The sequence below is a fragment of the Agromyces flavus genome, from assembly GCF_900104685.1.
In the GTDB taxonomy this organism is placed as follows: Bacteria; Actinomycetota; Actinomycetes; order Actinomycetales; family Microbacteriaceae; genus Agromyces; species Agromyces flavus.
In genome coordinates, this window is record NZ_LT629755.1 from 389,514 (window position 1) to 409,545 (window position 20,032).

A 20,032-nucleotide genomic window follows, 5' to 3' on the forward strand; every position below is an offset into this window, starting at 1 on the left:
GCTCTACGACCAGCGGCGCAGCAGTCAGCCGAGTCGCGGCTGCGCCGGGATGCCGACGGGCACTGTCTTCACGACGGTGCCCGTTTCGCGTCTTCGGGGCCGTGGCCTCACCCTCCCGATGCACGGGTCGTCGATCCCTTCACGCGGCTGGAAGCCATCCAGCACCGATCGAAAGGCACCCCATGCGCACCCTCGTGCTGAACGCCGGATATGAGCCCCTGGCAGTCGTCTCCTTCAAGCGGGCGCTGCTCCTCGTCATGAACGAGAAGGCGACCGTGATCCTGCACGACGAAGGCAATCCGGTCCACGGCACGAGCCGCGAGTGGGTGCGGCCGAGCGTGATCCTCCTCACGAGATACGTCCGCACGCCGCACGTCCACCAGGTCCCGGTCAGCCGTCGCGGCGTGCTGCGACGCGACGAGCATCGCTGCGCCTACTGCGGCAAGTCCGCGGCGACGATCGACCACGTGCTGCCACGGTCGCGCGGCGGACGGGACACCTGGGAGAACCTCGTGGCGTGCTGCCTGCGATGCAACAACGCCAAGGGCGACCACACGCCCGCCGAGATGGGCTGGAACCTCCGCATCACGCCGCGCATGCCGAACGGTCGCGGCTGGGTGGTCCGAGGCGTCGAGCGACCCCTGCCGCAGTGGAGCGACTTCCTCGAACGAGCGGCCTGAACAGGGCCCGACGGCCGCCCTGCGAGGACGACACGCTCGGGACGCGACGCGCCGGAACAGAGCCGGTGACAACGCGTCGGGGCGTGCCCTATGGTGGTACGAGTCCGGAGCGCCCCTGAAGCTCCACGACCGCAGCAACCTGCGTCCCGGTTCCCCAGGCCGCGCGCAGGCCCCGGAGGTTCACGACCCTTGAACGGTGACGACACGCACGGCCGCCCACCGAGCCTGCGACCGCGGCGTGCCGCCGAACCGCCCGCCGAAGCGCGCTTCGCGCCGCCCCCAGTTCGGCGTCCCGCCCCCTCCGAGCCGTCGGCTCGCCCGCGTTCGCCGCAGCCCGCCGACGCCGACGGACGCCCCGTCGAGTACCGCGCGCCCGAGCCGCATCGTGCGCCGCCGCCATCGGGCCGGCGGGCGTCCGAGCCGCCGGCCCGTCGTGCCGAGCCGTCGGCGTATCGAGGCGAGCCGCCGTTGCGCCGTGCCGAGCCGTCGGCGTATCGAGCCGAGGCGCCGGTGCGCCGTGCCGAGCCGTCGGCGCATCGAGCCGAGCCGCCCGTCCGCCGTCCCGAGCCGTCGGCCCATCGACCCGATCCCGGTGTGCGCCGACCCGAGCCGCGGCCGCACCACTTCGACGCGCCGCCGATCCGCCGTCCCGAGCCGTCCGCACACCACCTCGACCGGTCGCCGGCTCGCACCGTTCCGCAGCCGACGATGCGGCGCGCTCCCGAACCCGCCCCGCCCGAGCCGAGCCGGTCGGCTCCCGACGGTCCGGCACCGGTTCGGCGGCGACGTGCGCAGGCCGGCCCGCGTCGCGCGGTCCTCCTCGACCGCGTGCGAGCCGTGGCGGCGATCCCACGCGGGGCGTCGGCGCCCGCCAGCTCGCCGTCTCGTCGGCGCAACGGCCCGGCGCGCGTGGCTGCCGCACTCCTCATCGTGCCTGCGCTCGTCAGCACCGTCGCGTTGCCGGCGTACGCGTTCCTCCCGGGCGGGCAGCTTCCCGGAGTGCAGACGAAGTTCAGCCTCTCCGTCGCCGGCGCCCAGGGCCTCAGCGTCTCCGACCAGGCCGGCGGCGCCGCCGTCTCGGCCGACAGCTTCTCGGTCACCACCAAGGCCGAGATCGACGCCGCCGCCGCGGAGGCCGCCGCAGCCGAGCAGGCGGCGCGCGAGGCCGAGCTCGCGTCGCGCGGCGACGGCGCGTACGCGCAGGTCACCCAGCAGGCCGAGGGTGACGACTACCCGTGGTGGTACGAGACGCCCGACGACTACGGCGGCGGCCTCTCGCCGCTGCGGTACTACTACCGCGAGTGCGTGGACTTCGTCGCGTGGCGTCTGAACCGCGATGCCGGCGTCACGAGCGCACCGTGGAAGTGGGACTGGGGCAATCTCGCATCGGGCAGTGCCTGGGTGTGGGCCGACGAGTGGCAGGCCAAGGGCTGGCCCACGAGCAGCGAGCCGGTGGTCGGCTCGGTCGCATGGTTCCCGTACAACCACGTGGCCTATGTGCAGTCGGTGAACGGCGACGGCACGGTCACGATCGAGGAGTACAACCAGAACTCCGACCACTCGTACCACGTCCGCACCATCCCGGTGGGCGACGCCCTCTATCTCTACCCGCCGGTCTGACCGGCGCCGACACGACGGCGATCACATCGCATGAGGTTCGACACGGCGGCAGGTAGGCACGATGCGCTCCACGGGCTACCGTGGGCGGACGATCACGCAGGAAGCAGGTGACCGCGATGACGCAGCCATCCGACCAGGGGCGGCCCGATGAGACCGGGTTCGTCGACGAACTCGCCCCGGCGACCTCGGCGATCGTCGTCCTGGGCTACAACTGACCGCCCGGTAGACTCGTCCGGTCAGCCTCTGTAGCTCAATGGAAGAGCAGCTCCGTCCTAAGGAGAGGGTTGGGGGTTCGAGTCCCTCCAGGGGCACCGCGCGGTCACGCAACCCCCTTGCACGCGCTCGGCGTCTCACGGCTACGCTGATGCCGATTGGGTCCTGCCCGGAGGTGGCCTGTGGGAAAGCTCACGTACGATTCGTCGCTCGGCGTCGACTTCGATGATCGCGTGCTCGCGCACCTGCAGCTGGTGATCGGGGCGAAGCTGCGGCGCGGCGAGTCCTTCTACTTCAGCTGGCGCGATGATCCGTCGATCGGCGACGGCCGCAGCACCATCTGGATGCACCCGCGCGTCTCGCTCATCTTCAAGTACGCGGGCGGGCGGCAGCCCGCGATCAACCGGCTCTGGGTCGACGCGCTCATGGCGACGGCGAACTCGCCCGGTGGGCTCGTGCTCGTGCCCGAGCCCGAGGGTCGTGTCGAGGGCGAGAACCATGTCCGTGAGCACGAGTCATGAAGCGCGTCAACATCCTCTACGACGGTCTCCAGTACTCGGTCGGGCACGCCGACCTCGAGGCCATCAAGGCGACGATCGAGCAGGCGCATGCGACCGGCACGGCTCGCTGGATCACGGTGAACTTCGGCGAGGGGCGCCCGCAACCTGCCGACCTGCTCGTGGGCCCCGGCATCCCCATCAGCGTCATCCCGATCCCGCCCGATGACGATCTCGGTGGAACCGACGATGCGTCGGAGTCGGAGCGGGTGGTCGCAGAGGACCTCGGCTGACTCAGCGGATCGGCGGCCACTCGAGGTCGTCGGTGTCGGCGTCGTCGATCTCCTCGTACGGGGCGGCGCCGCCGACGAGCGGGCGCGTCGATGAGAGTCCGGTCGTGGCGCTGCGCAGCCGTTCGACGAGCGCCTCGTCGACGAGCTCCTCGAACTCCGACTCGACCGGTTCGGTCACCAGTTGGCTCGCCGGGCCGACGAGCAGATGGGCACGTCCGACGCCGCCGTCAGCGGTGCGGACGGGTATGTCGACGGATGCCGCGTTGTGGCCGGTGGCGAGGGCCGCCGCGTAGTCGACGATCGCGTCCGCGATGTCGCTCCCGGTGAGCAGCACGCCCCCGGCGTAATGGATCCGCTGCATGGTGCAGGTCTACCGGTTGCACCGGATCGGCTCAAGATCTTGCGCCGGACCGGCATGCCGTGATCTCATGTGCGTCTCTCACCCGGCCAACCGGGTCAGATCCAGTCGACGGCGTGCACCCAGCCGGCGATGTAGGCACGCTCGTTCGGACCGAGACGGACGCCGGAGCGCGGAACCGGCTGGTCCTCGAGGTCGCACAGCTCGAAGATGCGTCGCACGACCAGTCCGCGCAGTGGCGCGGTCGGGTGCTCCAGGATCTCGAGCTGGAGCGGACTCTCGAGCATCGGCCACCAGATGCCGATCGAGGGCAGGGGCCCTTCCGCGGCCGGCGCCTCCTGGCCCGGTTCGTCGAGCAGCGAGGTCATTGCGCACGCTCCTCGGTGATCCCGCCCGTGTCGTCGTCGCGCACGGCGACGCGTTCCTCCGGGTCGGCGTCCTCCTCGGCGCGTGCCTTGCGCTCGGCTTCCTCGAGCGCGGCGTCCATCTCGCGATCCGTCGTGGGATCGTCGCTCTGCGGGTCGGACATGGTCATCCCCCATCTCGTCTGGTCGCGGCGCGCACCCCAGCGTGCACGGTCAGGTCGGCGACCGCTTCCGAAGCTACGCGGTCCGTGGGGGGCGGGGCAGGGACTTGACCGTCCCGCAACCCGGTGCTACCCGGACGGGGGGTGTCTTCGATCGTCGGTGCCAGGGAGCATGATGGTCGCATGGACCTGCCGGTGATGCCGCCCGTCGCTCCCATGCTCGCCAAGTCCGTGAAGGACATCCCCGATGTGGGGCACGTCGAGCCCAAGTGGGACGGATTCCGCACGATCGTCTTCCGCGACGGCGACGAGGTCGAGCTCGGCAGCCGCAACGAACGACCGATGACCCGCTACTTCCCCGAACTCGTCGAGGCGCTCCGGCACAACCTTCCGGAGCGATGCGTCGTCGACGGCGAGATCATCCTCGCCCGCGACGGTCGGCTCGACTTCGACGCGCTGCAGCAGCGCATCCATCCGGCCGCGAGCCGGGTCCGGCTGCTCGCCGAGCAGACACCGGTCTCGTTCGTGGCGTTCGACCTGCTCGCGCTCGGCGACGACGACCTGACGAGCCACCCCTTCGCCGAACGACGCGCGCGGCTCGAGCAGGCGCTCGCGAACGCATCCGACCCGGTCTTCGTGACGCCGGCCACGGCCGACCCGGCCGTGGCGCGGGAGTGGTTCGAGCGGTTCGAGGGCGCCGGGCTCGACGGCGTCGTGGCCAAGCCGCTCGACGGCACGTACCAGCCCGACAAGCGCACCATGTTCAAGATCAAGCACGAGCGCACCGCAGACTGCGTCGTCGCGGGCTACCGATGGCACAAGAGCGGCGACGTGATCGGGTCCCTCCTGCTCGGGCTGTACGACGACGACGGCCGCCTCCAGCACGTGGGCGTCTCGGCGTCCTTCTCGATGGCACGACGTCGGGCATTGGTCGACGAGCTCGCGCCATACGTCGAAGCCGACCTGGCGCGCCATCCGTGGGGGGAGTGGGCGGGCCAGGAGGCCCAACGCACCGGCCGGATGCCCGGGGCGGTCAGCCGATGGAGCGCCGGCAAGGACCTCTCGTTCGTGCCGCTGCGTCCCGAGCTCGTCGTCGAGGTCGCCTACGACCACATGGAGGGCGATCGCTTCCGGCATACCGCGCAGTTCCGGCGTTGGCGCGCCGACCGCACACCCGAGAGCTGCACGTATGCGCAGCTCGAGGCCCCGGCCGGTCTCGACCTCGGCGAGATCCTGCCGGTTCGGGGCTGACGCCCCATCCGCGTCATCCGGGCAGGGTCAGAGCACCGTGCGCAGTCCCGCGGAGTTGGCGGTGTGGTGCTCGAACACGAGGTTGGTCTCGGTGAGCGCCACGGCGGGGTTGGCCGAGAGGTTCTTCAGCACGAACTGCCGCACGTGCTCGCTGTCGCGCACGCGGACGTGGATGAGGAAGTCCTCACTGCCGCCGAGGAAGAACAGCTGCGCCACCTCGGGCTCGCGGCGCAGCTCGTCGGAGATCTGCTCCATGAGGTGCCGCGCGCCGGGCCGGATGCGCACGGAGACGAGCGCCTGGAGGGTGTAGCCGAGCGCCGCAGGATTGATCTCGGCGGTGTACCGCGTGATGACGCCGCGCTCCCGGAGCGAGCGCACGCGCGCGAGGCAGGTGGACGGCGAGACGCCCACTTCGCGTGCGAGCTCGACGTTCGGGATGCGCGCGTTCTCATGCAGTCGGGCGATGATCTGCCGGTCGATCGCGTCGAGGGCCACGCGGGCGGGTTCGCTGAACTGCGGCAGATCGGTCACGGCGACGATTCCCTTCGAACATTCGGAACGGATGCGACCAGTCTACCGAACAGAATGCGGAGCGACTTCCGCTCTGACGAACAACAGGCGACCATGGAGGTACACACCAACACAGCATTCGGAGCGAACACATGCACATCGGCGTGCCCGCTGAGGTCAAGAACAACGAATTCCGCGTCGCCATGACGCCCGCGGGGGCGAACGCGCTCTCGCTGCGCGGCCACCGCGTCGACATCCAGACCGGCGCCGGCGAGGGCGCGGGCTACCACGACGACGAGTACCGCGCCGCCGGCGCGCACATCGTCGCGACCGCCGAGGAGGCCTGGGCGGCCGAGCTCGTGCTCAAGGTCAAGGAGCCCATCGAGCAGGAGTACCGCTTCCTGCGCGAGGACCTCACGCTCTTCACCTACCTGCACCTCGCGGCCGACCTGCCCCTGACGCGCGCCATCCTCGACTCGGGCGTCACCGCCATCGCGTACGAGACGGTCCAGCTCGCCGACCGCTCCCTGCCGCTGCTCACTCCCATGAGCGAGGTCGCGGGCCGACTCGCCCCGCAGGTCGGCGCGGCCGAGCTGCACGCGTCGAAGGGCGGCCGAGGCGTGCTGCTGGCCGGCGTGCCCGGCACGGCACCCGCCAAGGTGCTCGTCATCGGCGGTGGCGTCGCCGGCGAGCAGGCCGCGGCGACCGCGCTCGGCCTCGGCGCCGACGTGACCGTCATGGACATCTCGCTGCCCAAGTTGCGCGAGCTCGACGCGCGCTACGATCACCGCATCAAGACGCTCGCCTCGTCGCCGTACGAGACGGCGCGCCAGGTGCGCGACGCCGACCTCGTGATCGGCGCGGTGCTCGTACCCGGCGCCGCGGCCCCCAAGGTCGTCACCGACGAGATGGTCGCCACCATGAAGCGCGGCGCCGTGCTCGTCGACATCGCGATCGACCAGGGCGGCTGCTTCGAGGGGTCCCGCGCCACGACCCACGCAGAGCCGACCTTCCGCGTGCACGACGCCATCTTCTACTGCGTCGCCAACATGCCGGGCGCCGTGCCCGCGACCTCGACGCCCGCGCTCACGAACGCCACGCTGCCGTACGTGCTGAAGGTCGCCGACCTCGGCTGGCAGGCCGCGCTCGCCGAGGACGCGGCGCTGGCCAAGGGCCTGAACGCCACGGGCGGCAAGCTGACCAACGAGGGCGTCGCGAAGGCCCACGGACTGGAGCTCGCCTCCCTCGCCTGACGCCGGGGCGCCCGAACCGGCGTTCCGTGAGCGGACGACGGCGCCGACCGGTTGCGACCGGTCGGCGCCGTCATGTCGATGCGAACCCGTTCACGGCAGCGGCGTCGGATGCCACGCCAGCCCGGTGAAGAGGCCGCTCCCCATATCGTCGACGAGGACTCCTCGGCTCAGGAGAGCGAGAGGAAGAGCTTCTCGAGTTCGTCGAAGTCGAGTCGATCGCCGTCGGCGGCACCTTCGGGGTCGGTGGCGCAGTCCCGCATCGCGGTCGAGATGACCGCGAACCCGGCACGATCGAGCGCGCTCGACACCGCGGCGAGCTGCGTCACGACGGTGCGGCAGTCGGCTCCCGACTCCACGGCGTCGATCACCGCGTTGAGCTGACCGCGAGCCCGCTTGAGGCGGTTGGCGATGCGCCGCTGCGCGTCGGACTTCGAGGCGGTCGTCGTGGTGCTCATGCCGCGCCTCCGACCGTGACGGGCAGCCCGGCCCGGTGCCACTCGGCGATGCCGCCGTCGATGTTGACCGCGTCGACGCCCTGCTGCTCGAGGTACTGCGTCGCCCTGGCACTGCGCCCGCCGACCGCGCACATCACGTACACGGTGCGATCGCGCGGCACCTCGTCGAGGCGCTCGACCAAGGAGCCGAGGGGGATGTGGTGCGTGCCCTCGACGCGGGCCTGCACGAGCTCCTCGGGCTCGCGCACGTCGAGGATGAAGGCGCCGCTCGTCGCGTGCGCCTCTGCGGGGGTGATCGACTTCATGGGGGCTCCTCGGGGACGGTCATCCGGATACCCCTATGGTATCAATACCCGCGGGGTATCCAAATCTGCGCGCGCGCGGCGATGCTCCGGGCGAACGGCCGAGCGCGCCGTATGGTGTCGGTGTGCAACGGCTCGATCGGGATGACGACGAGGACGATTTCCTCGAGGACGAGCCCGAGACCCGTGCTCCCGCGCCGGCCGGATCCTCGGGCCGACGACGCGACCCCGCAGCGCCCCAGGCCGTCACCGTCGGCGACCCGGGCGTGGTCGCCGCGAATGTCGCGGAGCCCAGCTGGCGCCGCTGGCACGCCGAACTCCGCGAGCTCGGCGGACGCTCGCCGCTCGTCCACTTCGAGGACTCGTCGCGCACACGAATCGAGCTGTCGACCACGCACCCCGGAGGCCTGCCGCAGTTCATCACGGGTCATTCGACGCTGCTGTCCAGCCTCATCCGCGACGAGCTCGCCCTGAGGAATGCGCGACTGGCGGCCGCGGAGATCACGCAGAAGGGCATCGAGCTCCGCTCGGTGCGCGGCATCGACGCCGTGCATCTCGCGATCGGACTGGCATCGTGGCATCAGGGCGGTGAGGAGTTCCTGGCGCCCGTGCTGCTCCGGCCCCTCGCCATCCGCCGCTACGGCCGCGACTTCGAGCTGAAGCTGAAGGGCCAGCCGTACCTCAATCCCGCGCTCGCGCGCGAGCTGCACCAACAGTTCCAGATCACGCTCGACGCCGACGCCTTCGTCGCCCTCGCGATCAGCAACGGCGTGTTCAAGCCGCAGCCCGTGATCGACCGGCTCCGCGGGCTCACGTCCCACCTCCCGTCGTTCCAGGTCGCCCCGCGCCTCGTGGTGTCCTCGTTCGCCGAGGTCGGTCCCGCGATGGGGGCGGATGCCGCGCGCCTCGAGCACCCGGTCATCGACGCCATCGCCGGCAACCCGTCCGCCCGCGCCGCGTACGCGACGCCGCCCGACCCGCCGAGGACCGTGCCCCAGGACGAGCGGCCGCCCTCGACGGACCGGCTGCTGCTCGACGCCGACTCCGAGCAGGAGCAGGTGATCGCGCGGATCGAGCAGGGCGCTTCGGTCGTCGTGAAGACGCTGCCCGGAACCGGTGGTACGCAGACGATCGTGAACGCCATCGGCGCACTCGTCGCGAACGAGAAGCGCGTGCTCGTCGTCGGGGCGCGTCGTTCGAGCCTCGACGGCATCGGCCACCGCCTCGGCCAGGTGGGCCTCGGCGGCCTCGCGGTGACGACCGAGCGCCTCCGCCGCGACCTCATCCAGTCGATCAACCGCAACGAGAAGGCCGAGCAGCCGCGCGTCGCCGACGTCGACGACGCGCTCGTCCGGCTGCGCAAGGTCCTGCTCGACTACCGGCACGCACTCACGCGGCGCGACCCCGAGTTGCAGGCGTCGGTGCTCGACGCGCTCACCGCGCTGGCCGGCCTCGCGGCGATGCCCTCACCCCCCGACACCACGGCGCGACTCGATCGCGGCTCGCTCGTCGGCCTCGCGACGGGCCGCGACGTCGTGGCCGCCGACCTCGTACGGGCGGCCGCCCTCGGCGAGTTCCGGTACGGACCGGGCGACTCGCCGTGGTACGGCGCGGCCTTCGCGACCTCCGAGGAGGCGTCGGCAGCGCACGGGCTCGCCAAGCGCCTGAGCGGCACCGACGTGCCGCGGCTGCTCGAGCGCGCCCGGTCGCTGATCGCGCAGACTCGTCTCCGCCAGTTCGAGTCGATCGCCGAGCTCGGCGTGTTCCTGCGCCTCCTGCACGACGTGCGCGACACGCTCGACAAGTTCCTGCCGGCGGTCTACGACCGTCCGCTCGGCGAACTCATCGCGGCGACCGCGCCGCGCCGCGAGACGGGGATGTCGGGCGCGAACCGGCGACGCCTCAAGCGACTCGCGCTCGAGTACGTGCGGCCGGGCGTGCACGTCGGCGACCTGAATGCGGCGCTCCGCGGCATCCAGCAGCAGCGCACCCTGTGGCATCGGTACTCCGAGGCGGGCGCGGTACCCAGTGTGCCGGTCGGCCTCGACGACGTCCACGTCGGCTACCACACGGTCTCCTCCGACCTGCAGTCGCTCGACGGCCCGCTGGGCATCGAGGGGTCGCCGCGGCGCCTCGCCGCGCGCCCCCTGCGCGAACTCGAGGCCACGCTCACCGGACTCGCCGCCGACTCCGAGGTGCTGCACAACCTGCAGGAGCGCACCGCGCTGCTCCAGAAGCTGCGGGGACTGGGCCTGGACCCGCTGCTGGTCGACCTGGCCGAGCGTCACGTGCCCGAGCAGCAGGTCGCGGCCGAACTCGAGCTCGCGTGGTGGCAGTCGGTGCTGGAGACGATGCTGGCGGGCGATCCGGCGCTGCTCGGGGCCAACACGACGGTGCTCGACCGGCTCGAGGCCGACTTCCGGCTGGTCGATGACGCGCATGCGTCGGCCGCCGGCCCGCTCCTGGCCTGGCGGCTCGCCGAGGCCTGGCGCGTCGCGATCGTCGACCACCACGAAGAGGCCGAACGGCTGAGGCGGATGCTGCGGGGCGACCGCGTGCGTCCCGACCGCCTGCACCGCGAGGCCCCGCACCTCTTCCGGGCCCTCGCGCCGGTCTGGCTGGCGTCGCCCTACGAGGTACCGCTCATCGACGACGCGATCCCGTTCGACACCGTGCTGCTGGTCGACGCGGGTGCGACGACGATCGCCGAGAACCTCGGCGCGATCCGGCGCGCCCGGCAGGTCGTCGCCTTCGGCGACCCCGTCACCCAGACGCCGACGCGGTTCGAGACCGCCGTCCGCGCCGAACCCGACGAGCCGGCCGCCGCCGAGCACAGCGTCGACGCGCTGCACGCGGACTCTGCTCTCGCGCGCCTGTCCGACCTGCTGCCGACCATGACGCTCACCCGCAGCTACCGTGCCGGCGGCGAGGACCTCGCCGAGCTCGTCAACCGCCGGTTCTACGGCGGGCGGATCGTCTCGATGCCCTGGGCGGGCAGCTTCCTCGGTCACGGCAGCCTCGGGTTGCACTACGTGCGCGGCAACGGCCTGCCCGATCCGGTGACCGGCACGGTCGAGAGCCTCGACGCCGAGGTGGCGAAGGTCGTCGAGCTCGTGATGGAGCATGCGGTGAAGCGCCCGCGCGAATCACTCATGGTCATCACCGCGAGCGCCCGGCACTCGGCGCGCGTGCACCAGGCCGTCCTCGCCGCGTTCGCCAAGCGCACCGACCTGTCGGACTTCATCCTGCGAGACCGCGCCGAGCCGTTCACGGTGCTCACGCTCGAGCAGGCCGTCGCGCAGAGCAGGGACCGCGTGATCTTCTCGATCGGCTTCGGGCGCACCCCCCACGGGCGCCTCCTGTCGAACTTCGGCTCGCTCGGCGAGCCGGGCGGTGAACGACTCCTCGCGGTGGCCATGACGCGGGCCCGACGATCGATGGACATCGTGTCGGCGTTCCGGCCCGACGACATCGACGAGGACCGGCAGCGCCACGGCGTGATCGCGCTCGCGAACGTCCTGTCCGAGACCGAGGAGCAGCAGTCCTCGCCACGCGTCGCGCAGGGCGTGGGCGACCCGATGCTCGTCGATCTCGCGCGGCGACTGGAGCGACGCGGCATCCGGACCAGCGTCGGTCATCGCGGCACGCTCTCGCTCGCGGCCGCGCACGCCGGCAAGGCGGTCGTCGTCGAGACCGACCCGGCGCTCGCCGGATGGAGCCTCCGCGAGTCGCTTCGCCTTCGGCCCGACGTGCTGCGGCGACTCGGATGGCACCACCTGCGCGTGCACAGCTTCGAGCTGTTCGGGGATCCGGAATCGGTCGCCGAACGCGTCGCCGCGGTGCTCGGAAAGGGGCAGCCGGGGGAGCCGGCCGAGGAGTCGCCGGCCTCATGACCGACGAGGAGGAGCCCCGTCAGCGGGTCGAGCGGGCGCGCCGCGGGCGGCGGGCGAAGCTGACGCCGGCTCCCGGGTCCGATCCGGCGCCCGAGTCGGCGGTGCCCGGTGCGCACGAGGCCGATGACGAGGGCGCGCCGCAGCCCGCCCGGCCAGACGACGAGCGGATCACGCGCGAGCGCCCGCCGCACTGGTGAGTCGCGGTCGGGCGCCGTAGGCGGCTACTCGGCCCGATGCGCTCCGGATCCGGCGCGCTCGGCCGCGAGCAGGTCGCGGATCTCGCTCAGCAGCGTGAGCTCGGTCTCGGGATCCTCGGGCTTGGGCTCGCCGGCCTTCCGACGCGCTTCGGCATGCTCCTTGAGGACGTTCATCGGCAGGACGAACACGAAGTACACGACGGCCGCCACGATGAGGAACGTGAGGATGGCGCCGATCACCGCGCCGAACTTCACCTCGGCGACGGCCCCATCGGTCGTCGGGATCCGGAGGATCATCGCGGAGTCGAGGCTGTCGGCCCGGAACAGCGCACCGATCAGCGGGTTGAAGACGTTGTCGACGATCGAGTTCACGACGGCGGTGAACGCCGCGCCGATGACGACGGCGACCGCGAGGTCGATGACGTTCCCCCTGAGGATGAACTCCCTGAATCCCTTGAGCACGCGGCGGATCCCTTCCCGTTCGTTCGTTCGTTCGTTCGTTCGTTCGTGTGCGTCGTCCGGAGTCGAGCGCGGGCTACGCGGCGCTGCTCGAACTGCTCGACGAGGAGCCGCCCGAGTTCGTGCCGCTCGACGCACCGGCGGACGTCGCCGAACCCGTCGCGCCCGACGAGGAGGACGTCTCACCGGTCGAACTGCCGGACTTGGCGGAGCCGGCCCGCGAGTCCGTGCGGTAGAACCCGGAGCCGTTGAAGGTGACCCCCACCGCGCTGAAGAGCTTGCGGAGCGCGCCGTGGCAGGCGGGGCACTCGGTCAGGCTGTCGTCGGTGAAGGACTGCTGGATGTCGAAGGCGTGGCCGCACTCGGTGCAGCGGTACGAATAGGTGGGCATCGGCGTGGTGGCTTTCGGGTTTCGGTGCGGATTGAGGGGTGCACGCCCGGGTCAGAACGCCACGATGCGCGTGGGCGTCACGACGCCGTTCACCGGCTGGTCGTGGACCTCGCGCGGAACCTCCTCGACGAACTCGGTGTCGAAGACGATGGCGTACACCGGAGGACATTTTCCCATCGACCCGAGGGTCTTGTCGAAATAGCCTCGCCCCCAGCCGAGGCGCATGCCCGTGGCATCCACCGCCGCGGCCGGCACGAGGATGAGGTCGACGTCGTTGATCGCCATCGGACCGAGGAGCTCGCCGACCGGTTCGGGCATGCCGTGCAGGCCCTTCACCTCGTCCTCCTCCTCGCCGACGGTCCAGTCGAGCAGGCCGTCCTCGCGCGTGACGGGGAAGAGCACCCGGATGCCGTTCGACTCGGCCCAGCGCACGAACGGCCGCGTGTCGGGCTCGGTCGGCATCGAGAGGTAGCAGGAGAGCGACTCGGCGCCGGTCGATCCGACGAGCTCCTGGAGGCGCGACGTGAACCCCTCGCTCGCCTGCTCGCGCTCGTGCGCCGGCATGTTCTGCCGTCGCTCGCGCAGCTCGGCGCGGAGGATCCGCTTCACCACCGTCGGATCGTCGCGCATGCGAGCCATCCTAGGACGCGATGTCGCCGGGGCCGGCGCCGGCGGGGGCACCAGGTACGGCTACGCTGAAGCCCATGACCGAACGGATCACGAAGGCCGTCATCCCTGCCGCCGGCCTGGGAACTCGCTTCCTGCCCGCGACGAAGGCAATGCCGAAGGAGATGCTGCCGGTCGTCGACAAGCCTGCCATCCAGTACGTCGTCGAGGAGGCGGTCGACGCCGGCCTCACCGACGTGCTCATGATCACCGGCCGCAACAAGAACGCGCTCGAGAACCACTTCGACCGGGTGGCCGAGCTCGAGGCCACGCTCGAGGCGAAGGGCGACACCGCCAAGCTCGAGAAGGTGAACCAGTCGACCGACCTCGCGCAGATGCACTACGTCCGCCAGGGCGATCCCAAGGGCCTGGGCCACGCGGTGCTGCGGGCCGAGATGCACGTCGGCGACGAGCCGTTCGCCGTGCTGCTCGGCGACGACATCATCGATGCGCGCGACGTCCTGCTGACCCGCATGCTCGACGAGCAGGTGCGACGGGATGCCTCGATCGTCGCCCTCCTCGAGGTCGACCCCGACAGCATCCACCTCTACGGCGCTGCCCAGATCGAGACCACCGACGACGCCGACGTCGTGCGCATCACCGGCCTCGTCGAGAAGCCGGCGAAGGAGGTCGCGCCGTCCAACTACGCCGTGATCGGCCGGTACGTGCTCAAGCCCGAGGTGTTCGAGGTGCTGCACCGCACCGAGCCGGGCAAGGGCGGCGAGATCCAGCTGACCGACGCGCTCATGGAGATGGCGAACGACGTCGAGGCCACCGGCGGCGTGTACGGTGTCGTGTTCCGGGGCCGCCGCTACGACACGGGCGACAAGCTCGACTACATCAAGGCGGTCGTGCAGCTGGCCGCCGAACGCGACGACCTCGGCCCCGAGCTGCGTCCGTGGCTGGTCGAGTACTCGGCCGGGCTCGAGCGAGGCTGAGGTGCCTGCGGCATCCGTTCCGACCCTCACCGACGGGTCGCTGACGCTCCGGCCGGTTCGCGCTCGCGACGCCAGGCCGTTGGAACGGGTGCTTCTCGACAACCGCGGCTGGCTGCGGCGGTGGGAGGCGACGTACCCGGGCGGCGGTTCCGTCATCGACACGCGGGCCACGATCCGCAACCTGACCGCGCACGCGAGGGCCGGCACGGCGCTGCCCTTCGTGATGGAGTGGGACGGCGAGCTCGTCGGCCAGCTCAACGTGTCGTCCATCACGCACGGCTCGCTGTCGTCGGCGACGATCGGCTACTGGGTCGCGAAGGACATGGCCGGCCGAGGCCTCACCCCGACGGCCGTCGCGCTCGCGACCGACCACTGCTTCCTCGCGCTGCGGCTGCACCGCATGGAGATCTGCATCCGCCCCGAGAACGGCCCGTCACTGCGCGTGGTCGAGAAGCTCGGATTCCGCTACGAGGGGCTCCGGCGCCGCTTCATCCACATCGACGGCGACTGGCGCGACCACTTCGCGTTCGCGCTCGTCGCCGAGGAAGTGCCGGGCGGCGTGCTGCGTCGTTGGCGCGAGGGGCGTGCGCCGACCGACGCCGCGACCATCCCCGCGGCCGACCGCGAGGCGGCGCTCACCCCCCTTCGGGTGCGGGATCGCTGACACGCCCGCGGTGAGCGGATCGGGCGCTGGCGCGTGACCTAGCGTTGACCCATGGACGCGCTCGGCGGTGGGGTGCTCGTGGCTGTGGCCGCGACGCTCTGGATCGCGTACCTCCTGCCGAGCTGGCTTCGCCGGCGCCAGTACCTCGCGACGGAGCGCAACGCCGTCCGCCTCCAGCAGACGCTGCGCATCCTCGCCGAGACGGCCGAGACGCCCGATGAGGTGCGCGTCGAGATGACGACCCGCGACGTCGCCGCACAGGAGCGCATCCTCCACGAGCATGAACTCGCGGCCCGCCTCGAGGCCCAGGCGGCCGAGAACCTCGCGATCGCCGAGCGGATCGCCGCCGAGGAGGCGGCGGCCGCGGCCGAGCGCGAACTCGCCGAGCGCGCCGAGCACGCGCAGCAGGCCGCCCGATCCGCGGTGACCGCGCCGGTTCCGGTGGTGCCGTCGATGGCGGATGCCGCGGTGCGGGTGCCCGCTCGCGCGAGCGGTACGCGCCGCGGCCTGCGGCGGCGCCGCGCGACGTGCTCCCTTCTGCTGCTGGCGTCCCTCCTCACCGTCGTCGGCGGGCTGGTCGCGCTGCCCTTCGGCGCCACGCCGCTCATCGCCCTCGGCGGTGCCGCCGGGATCCTGGTCGCCCTCACCGGATTGGTGATACTCGCACGCCGCCGCGCGACCCCGACCGCCGCCCCGGCGACGGTGGTCGCCCCACCCGTCGCCGAGCCGTTCGAGCCCATCGACGTCGAAGCCGAGCCCGAGGCATCCAGCGGCTGGACGCCCCAGCCGTTGCCCAAGCCGCTGCACCTCTCGCGCGGCACGATCGCGGCGAGCGTCATGGCCTCGATCGAGGAGGCCGAGCAGCTCAAGCGCGCCGCCGCCGAGGCCGAGATGGTCGAGCGCGCCGAACGCCGCGAACCGAAGCTGCCCGTGCTGCGGCCGTCCGCAGCGGCCTCCCCGTCACCCGCACCCGGGCGCCCCGCGGCGCCGGAGTCGCCGGACCCCGAGCCGGCGAACCCGTACGCGAGCATGGGCATCGTCGACGCGACCGAGCCGGGCATCGGCGACCTCGACCTCGTGCTCCGTCGTCGGCGCACCGCCGTCTGATCCGCCACCGAGGGTGGTCAGGACCACCCGCACGGGGATGATAGAGTCGTTCACGGCTCGGGCCCATGGCGCAGTTGGTAGCGCGTCTCGTTCGCAATGAGAAGGTCGGGGGTTCGAATCCCCCTGGGTCCACCATTGTGATGTCTCAGGACATTGTGAACGGCTGAACCCGCGGAAACGCGGGTTCAGCCGTTTTTCGTTTGTGGCTGGTAGGTCCGTTCCGGGTCGATTTCGTGTTCGCTGAGCACGGTCCCGTCGGCGTCGATCACGGTCGCGTCGGTGTTGTGGATCAGGACGATGACGTCGGTGCCGGCGTGGGGTCGTCCGATGCCCAGGTGCATCATCCGGTTGGCGTAGCGGAGTGAGATCTTCCCGCCGGGGTCGACGCGGTCGTAGCGGACCCGCCACAGGTTCGGGTCGTCCGGCGCGGTCGGGGATGCTTTGGGGATGAGCTCGTACGCGAACGCGGGGGTGCGCCGGTTGATCGACCGGTGCGGGCGCTGGGTGTTGTAGTAGTCGCGGAACCCGTCGAGCACGACCTGCAGCTCCTCGATCGTCGTGGCGGGGTGGGCGTGCAGGTGTTTCTTCAACGTCTGCCAGAGCCGCTCGATCTTGCCCTGGGTGGTGGGCTTGTATGGCAGCCCGTTCTTCTGCGCGATGCCGTACAGCGCCAGCAGGGTCTCGAACGCGTTCGGGTTCCCGGTCCCGGTGATCGTGCCGGCGTACCGGGTGGTGTAGACCATTCCGTTGTCCGTCAGCGTCGACGCCGGATACCCGTGCTTGTCCGCGGCGGCGGTGAAGGTGTCGGTCACCGTCCGCCCCGACACGCGGCGGTGCGCGCTCAGGTGCAGCAGGTAGCGGGAGTGGTCGTCGAGCCAGCCGATGATCTCCACCCCGGCCCCGGTGCTGAGGGTCCAGTGCGTGAAGTCGGACTGCCACATCTGGTTCGGCCGGTCCGCCGCGAACCGCAGCAGCGAGCTCTTGGGCCGTTTCTGGCGTTGCGGGGTGACCTTTCCGGCCCGGGTCAGGATCCGCCACACCGTCGTCCGGCCGATCCGGTGCCCCTCACCGAGCAGGTGGGTGTGGATCGTGTCCGGCCCCGCGTCCAGGCCGTCCGCAGTGAGCTGGTCGCGCAACTCGAGCACTCGCGCCTGAAGCGGTCCCGGCACGCGGTTCGGGTTCGAGTGCGGCGCTGACGATCGCGGCCGGAACGCGGCATCGCCCTCCTCGAGCCAGCGGTGATGCAGCCGATGCACCAGCGTCTTGGACACCCCGTACCGGCGGGCGACCTGCCCGTAGGAGAGCTTCTGCACGGTCACGGCCTTGATCAGCACCTCGGGCTTGCTCACCCTCCGACCGTGCCGCGAAGCCGTTCACAATGTCGCGGGACATCCCAGCCCCGATGCGGCGACCGTTCACAATGTCGCGGGACACCCGTTCACAAGGTCGTGGAACCAGACACCCCTGGGTCCACCATCGTCGCGACGCCCCCGGTTTCCTCGGAATCCGGGGGCGTCGCTGCATTGCGGGGAAGTCCGGCTCGTACGCTGGAGCCATGAGCGATGCCGTCGACGCCGAGCGACTGGACCGCGGGATCGAGCACGCACTGCACCGGCACAGCGACTACGGCGCCGAGGTGCTCGACGAGGAGCACGTGGCATCCGACCCGCTCGTGCAGTTCGACCGATGGCTCGCCGAGGCCGACGCGCGCGGCGTGTACGAGGCGAACGCCATGGTGCTCGCCACGGTCGATCCCGACGGCACGCCGTCGAGCCGCACGGTGCTGCTGCGCGGCGTCGACGACCGCGGGTTCGTGTTCTACACCGATCGCGAGTCGCGCAAGGGGCGGGCGCTCGCCGCGCATCCGACGGCCACGCTCCTCTTCCCCTGGTACGCGTTGCATCGGCAGGTGATCGTCACGGGCGACGTCGACCTGGTCGACGACGAGGAGTCCGACGCGTACTGGGCGGGTCGGCCGTACGGCTCCCGGATCTCGGCGAGCGCGAGTCGGCAGTCGCAGCCGATCGGCTCCCGCGCCGAGCTCGAGGCCGCCGTCGCGGCGCTCGAGGAGCAGTACGCCGGCGTCGACGAGGTCGGCCGGCCCGAACGCTGGGGCGGGTACCGCCTTCGCCCGTGGCGCGTCGAGTTCTGGCAGGGGCGCACGTCGAGGCTGCACGATCGGCTGGTGTTCGCGCGCGAGCCGGGGGCGGATGCCGCGGGCTGGCGCCTCGAGCGACTGCAGCCCTAGCCTGCGAGAGCGGCGGCGACCCCGGGCGTAGGGTGGAACGGATGCCGCAGCAGCCTGGTTCCGCCGCCCCGATCGCGAACGACAAGCGCTGGCGCGCATACTGGGTCTGCGTCGGCGTCGCGGCGATCACGATCGTCGACCTCACCAAGGTGAACGTCGCCCTCCCGTCCATCGAGGAGGCGCTGGGCGCGGGCTCGACCGAGCTGCAGCTCCTCGTCGCGGGCTTCGTGCTCACCTTCGGGCTCACGCTCGTTCCGGCTGGGCGACTCGGCGACCAGGGCTCGCGCAAGGTGATGTTCCTGATCGGCCTGTCGCTGTTCACGCTCACCAGCCTGGTGTGCGCGCTCGCGCCGACCACCGGGGTCCTGCTCGTGGGCCGCCTCCTGCAGGGTGTCGCCGCCGGCATCCAGATGCCGCAGGTGCTCGGCCTGGTGCAGCAGCTCTTCCAGGGCGCCGAGCGCGGTGCCGCGTTCGGCCTGTTCGGGGCGACGATCGGGATCGCGACCGCGTTCGGGCCGACGCTCGGAGGGCTGGCGATCGCGATCGGCGGTCCGGTCGACGGATGGCGCGGCATCTTCTGGATGAACGTGCCGCTCGCGCTGGTCGCCATCGTCTTCGCGGCCTGGCTGCTGCCCGGTCGACCGCCGGGCGATCGAGCCCGCATCTCGCTGGACCCCGTCGGCGTCCTCATCTTCGGCGTGGTCGTCGTGGCGCTCATGTGGCCGTTCCTGTTCACGACCGGTTCGCCCGACGACGACCCTGCGCGTTGGTGGACGCTCGTCGCGTTCGTCGTCGCGACCGTGGCGTTCATCTGGTGGGAACGGCGCTACGCGGCATCCGGTCATGCGCCCCTCGTGCCGCTCGGTCTCTTCTCACTTCGCTCGTACCGGAACGGCACGCTGCTGTCGACCGCGTACTTCGCCGCGACGCCGGCGTCGTTCCTGCTGACGAACCTGTTCCTGCAGCAGGGCCTCGGCCTCGCCCCCGTCTATGCGGGCATGGTCACGATCGGCTTCGCGCTCACGAGCGCGGTCACGTCGTGGATCGGCGGGCGCCTGGTCAACCGGATCGGACGCCCGCTGGTCGTCCTGGGCGTTGCGCTGCTGCTCGTGGGCCAGGGGCTGCTCGTGCTCGTCGCGGTCGGGACCCCGCCCGAGCTGACACCGTGGATCATGGCGGCCGTGATGCTGATCGGCGGCACCGGCGGCGGGTTCGTCATCGCGCCGAACCAGGTGCTCGCACTCGCCGACGTCCCCGTCGTACAGGGCGGCCTCGCCGGATCGGTCGGCCAGCTCGGACAACGCATCGGCACCGCGATCGGCACGGCCGTCGCGCTCTCGCTCTTCTACTCGACGATCTACGGCGAGGAGGGCCAGGCGGCGCGCATCGACGTGTTCCACGCGGCGTACGCGGCGGGCATGGCGGCGGTGGGCGGACTCCTCGTCGTGGCGCTGGTCGTCGGCCTCGTCGACCTTCGGCAGCGTCTCGCCGACCGGCGGGGGACCTGACCG

Annotated in this window: 23 protein-coding genes, 2 tRNA genes and 1 pseudogene; 16 read left to right on the plus strand and 10 right to left on the minus strand. The window is 71.4% G+C overall.

The features are described from left to right. The first annotated feature begins 182 nt into the window (after positions 1-182). From BLT99_RS01935 to BLT99_RS01960, 5 genes are all read left to right on the plus strand, one after another. Complete coding sequence (locus BLT99_RS01935) at positions 183-680, plus strand: HNH endonuclease (protein WP_092668822.1); 498 nt, start codon at positions 183-185, stop codon at positions 678-680. A gap of 909 nt (positions 681-1,589) precedes the next feature. Continuing rightward, a complete protein-coding gene (locus BLT99_RS01945; RefSeq protein ID WP_133988580.1) occupies positions 1,590-2,300 on the plus strand; it encodes a CHAP domain-containing protein in 711 nt (236 codons plus the stop codon). A gap of 239 nt (positions 2,301-2,539) precedes the next feature. Next, positions 2,540-2,611 (plus strand) — tRNA-Arg (locus BLT99_RS01950). A gap of 84 nt (positions 2,612-2,695) precedes the next feature. After that, entirely contained in the window at positions 2,696-3,034 is a 339-nt protein-coding gene (locus BLT99_RS01955) for a DUF7882 family protein (protein WP_092668828.1), read from the plus strand. Beyond that, the gene (locus BLT99_RS01960; protein WP_092668830.1) at positions 3,031-3,303 is read left to right on the plus strand and encodes a hypothetical protein; all 273 of its coding nucleotides are present in this window, start codon (positions 3,031-3,033) and stop codon (positions 3,301-3,303) included. The genes BLT99_RS01955 and BLT99_RS01960 overlap by 4 nt, the downstream gene beginning before the upstream one ends. Position 3,304: 1 nt before the next feature. Here BLT99_RS01960 and BLT99_RS01965 read toward each other — a convergent pair whose 3' ends face one another. The 3 genes from BLT99_RS01965 to BLT99_RS17530 all read right to left on the minus strand — a co-directional run bounded on the left by BLT99_RS01965 (position 3,305) and on the right by BLT99_RS17530 (position 4,196). After that, positions 3,305-3,664 carry a hypothetical protein gene (locus tag BLT99_RS01965; protein WP_092668832.1) on the minus strand — a complete coding sequence of 120 codons (360 nt, stop codon included), beginning with the start codon at positions 3,662-3,664 and terminating at the stop codon, positions 3,305-3,307. A 95-nt stretch (positions 3,665-3,759) separates the two neighbouring features. Further along, entirely contained in the window at positions 3,760-4,029 is a 270-nt protein-coding gene (locus BLT99_RS01970) for a hypothetical protein (RefSeq protein WP_092668834.1), read from the minus strand. Beyond that, positions 4,026-4,196, minus strand: coding sequence for a hypothetical protein (locus BLT99_RS17530; RefSeq protein WP_157674908.1), 171 nt, complete (start codon positions 4,194-4,196; stop codon positions 4,026-4,028). The genes BLT99_RS01970 and BLT99_RS17530 overlap by 4 nt, the downstream gene beginning before the upstream one ends. Before the next feature lie 174 nt (positions 4,197-4,370). Between BLT99_RS17530 and BLT99_RS01975 the strand changes: the two genes are divergently transcribed. Then, the gene (locus BLT99_RS01975) at positions 4,371-5,438 is read left to right on the plus strand and encodes an ATP-dependent DNA ligase (protein WP_092668836.1); all 1,068 of its coding nucleotides are present in this window, start codon (positions 4,371-4,373) and stop codon (positions 5,436-5,438) included. Between the two features lie 27 nt (positions 5,439-5,465). On the opposite strand, the gene BLT99_RS01980 is transcribed toward BLT99_RS01975, so the two are convergent. After that, entirely contained in the window at positions 5,466-5,969 is a 504-nt protein-coding gene (locus BLT99_RS01980) for an Lrp/AsnC family transcriptional regulator (protein WP_229724786.1), read from the minus strand. 131 nt (positions 5,970-6,100) lie between these two features. Here BLT99_RS01980 and ald point away from each other — a divergent pair, with 131 nt between their 5' ends. Further along, positions 6,101-7,201, plus strand: coding sequence for an alanine dehydrogenase (gene ald / locus BLT99_RS01985; protein ID WP_092668838.1), 1,101 nt, complete (start codon positions 6,101-6,103; stop codon positions 7,199-7,201). Positions 7,202-7,368: 167 nt separating this feature from the next. Here the strand turns inward: ald and BLT99_RS01990 are convergent, their stop codons facing one another. Together BLT99_RS01990 and BLT99_RS01995 are read right to left on the minus strand one after the other, a co-directional pair. Beyond that, complete coding sequence (locus BLT99_RS01990) at positions 7,369-7,656, minus strand: metal-sensitive transcriptional regulator (protein WP_092668840.1); 288 nt, start codon at positions 7,654-7,656, stop codon at positions 7,369-7,371. Then, positions 7,653-7,961 (minus strand): rhodanese-like domain-containing protein, encoded by a 309-nt coding sequence (locus BLT99_RS01995; RefSeq protein ID WP_092668842.1) that lies wholly within the window; start codon positions 7,959-7,961, stop codon positions 7,653-7,655. The genes BLT99_RS01990 and BLT99_RS01995 overlap by 4 nt, the downstream gene beginning before the upstream one ends. A 122-nt stretch (positions 7,962-8,083) precedes the next feature. Here BLT99_RS01995 and BLT99_RS02000 point away from each other — a divergent pair, with 122 nt between their 5' ends. Together BLT99_RS02000 and BLT99_RS02005 are read left to right on the plus strand one after the other, a co-directional pair. Beyond that, a complete protein-coding gene (locus BLT99_RS02000; RefSeq protein WP_371874246.1) occupies positions 8,084-11,851 on the plus strand; it encodes an AAA family ATPase in 3,768 nt (1,255 codons plus the stop codon). Then, positions 11,848-12,048 carry a hypothetical protein gene (locus tag BLT99_RS02005; RefSeq protein ID WP_092668844.1) on the plus strand — a complete coding sequence of 67 codons (201 nt, stop codon included), beginning with the start codon at positions 11,848-11,850 and terminating at the stop codon, positions 12,046-12,048. Before BLT99_RS02000 ends, BLT99_RS02005 begins: the two co-directional genes overlap by 4 nt. Positions 12,049-12,072: 24 nt before the next feature. On the opposite strand, the gene mscL is transcribed toward BLT99_RS02005, so the two are convergent. Next, positions 12,073-12,510, minus strand: coding sequence for a large conductance mechanosensitive channel protein MscL (mscL, locus tag BLT99_RS02010; RefSeq protein WP_092668846.1), 438 nt, complete (start codon positions 12,508-12,510; stop codon positions 12,073-12,075). Between the two features lie 47 nt (positions 12,511-12,557). Here mscL and BLT99_RS18210 point away from each other — a divergent pair, with 47 nt between their 5' ends. Next, a complete protein-coding gene (locus tag BLT99_RS18210) occupies positions 12,558-12,743 on the plus strand; it encodes a hypothetical protein (RefSeq protein ID WP_308800455.1) in 186 nt (61 codons plus the stop codon). 62 nt (positions 12,744-12,805) lie between these two features. On the opposite strand, the pseudogene BLT99_RS18215 reads toward BLT99_RS18210, so the two are convergent. Both BLT99_RS18215 and BLT99_RS02020 read right to left on the minus strand, forming a co-directional pair. Then, positions 12,806-12,898: pseudogene (locus tag BLT99_RS18215) on the minus strand (FmdB family zinc ribbon protein); the annotation flags it as partial. A gap of 51 nt (positions 12,899-12,949) precedes the next feature. Further along, positions 12,950-13,528: a 5-formyltetrahydrofolate cyclo-ligase gene (locus BLT99_RS02020; protein ID WP_092668850.1), complete on the minus strand. Its 579-nt coding sequence runs from the start codon at positions 13,526-13,528 to the stop codon at positions 12,950-12,952. A 74-nt stretch (positions 13,529-13,602) separates the two neighbouring features. On the opposite strand from BLT99_RS02020, the gene galU reads away from it, so the two are divergent. The 4 genes from galU to BLT99_RS02040 all read left to right on the plus strand — a co-directional run bounded on the left by galU (position 13,603) and on the right by BLT99_RS02040 (position 16,408). Continuing rightward, complete coding sequence (gene galU / locus BLT99_RS02025) at positions 13,603-14,502, plus strand: UTP--glucose-1-phosphate uridylyltransferase GalU (protein ID WP_092668852.1); 900 nt, start codon at positions 13,603-13,605, stop codon at positions 14,500-14,502. A 1-nt stretch (position 14,503) separates the two neighbouring features. Next, positions 14,504-15,166, plus strand: a complete 663-nt coding sequence (locus BLT99_RS02030) for a GNAT family N-acetyltransferase (protein WP_092668854.1) — start codon at positions 14,504-14,506, stop codon at positions 15,164-15,166. A 51-nt stretch (positions 15,167-15,217) separates the two neighbouring features. Continuing rightward, a complete protein-coding gene (locus tag BLT99_RS02035) occupies positions 15,218-16,273 on the plus strand; it encodes a hypothetical protein (RefSeq protein WP_092668856.1) in 1,056 nt (351 codons plus the stop codon). Between the two features lie 59 nt (positions 16,274-16,332). After that, positions 16,333-16,408, plus strand: a tRNA-Ala gene (locus BLT99_RS02040). Between the two features lie 50 nt (positions 16,409-16,458). On the opposite strand, the gene BLT99_RS02045 is transcribed toward BLT99_RS02040, so the two are convergent. Continuing rightward, positions 16,459-17,622: an integrase core domain-containing protein gene (locus tag BLT99_RS02045; protein WP_092668858.1), complete on the minus strand. Its 1,164-nt coding sequence runs from the start codon at positions 17,620-17,622 to the stop codon at positions 16,459-16,461. A gap of 206 nt (positions 17,623-17,828) precedes the next feature. On the opposite strand from BLT99_RS02045, the gene pdxH reads away from it, so the two are divergent. After that, positions 17,829-18,521, plus strand: a complete 693-nt coding sequence (pdxH, locus tag BLT99_RS02050; protein WP_092668860.1) for a pyridoxamine 5'-phosphate oxidase — start codon at positions 17,829-17,831, stop codon at positions 18,519-18,521. Positions 18,522-18,562: 41 nt separating this feature from the next. Beyond that, positions 18,563-20,029 (plus strand): MFS transporter, encoded by a 1,467-nt coding sequence (locus BLT99_RS02055; RefSeq protein ID WP_092668862.1) that lies wholly within the window; start codon positions 18,563-18,565, stop codon positions 20,027-20,029. Positions 20,030-20,032 lie beyond the last annotated feature (3 nt).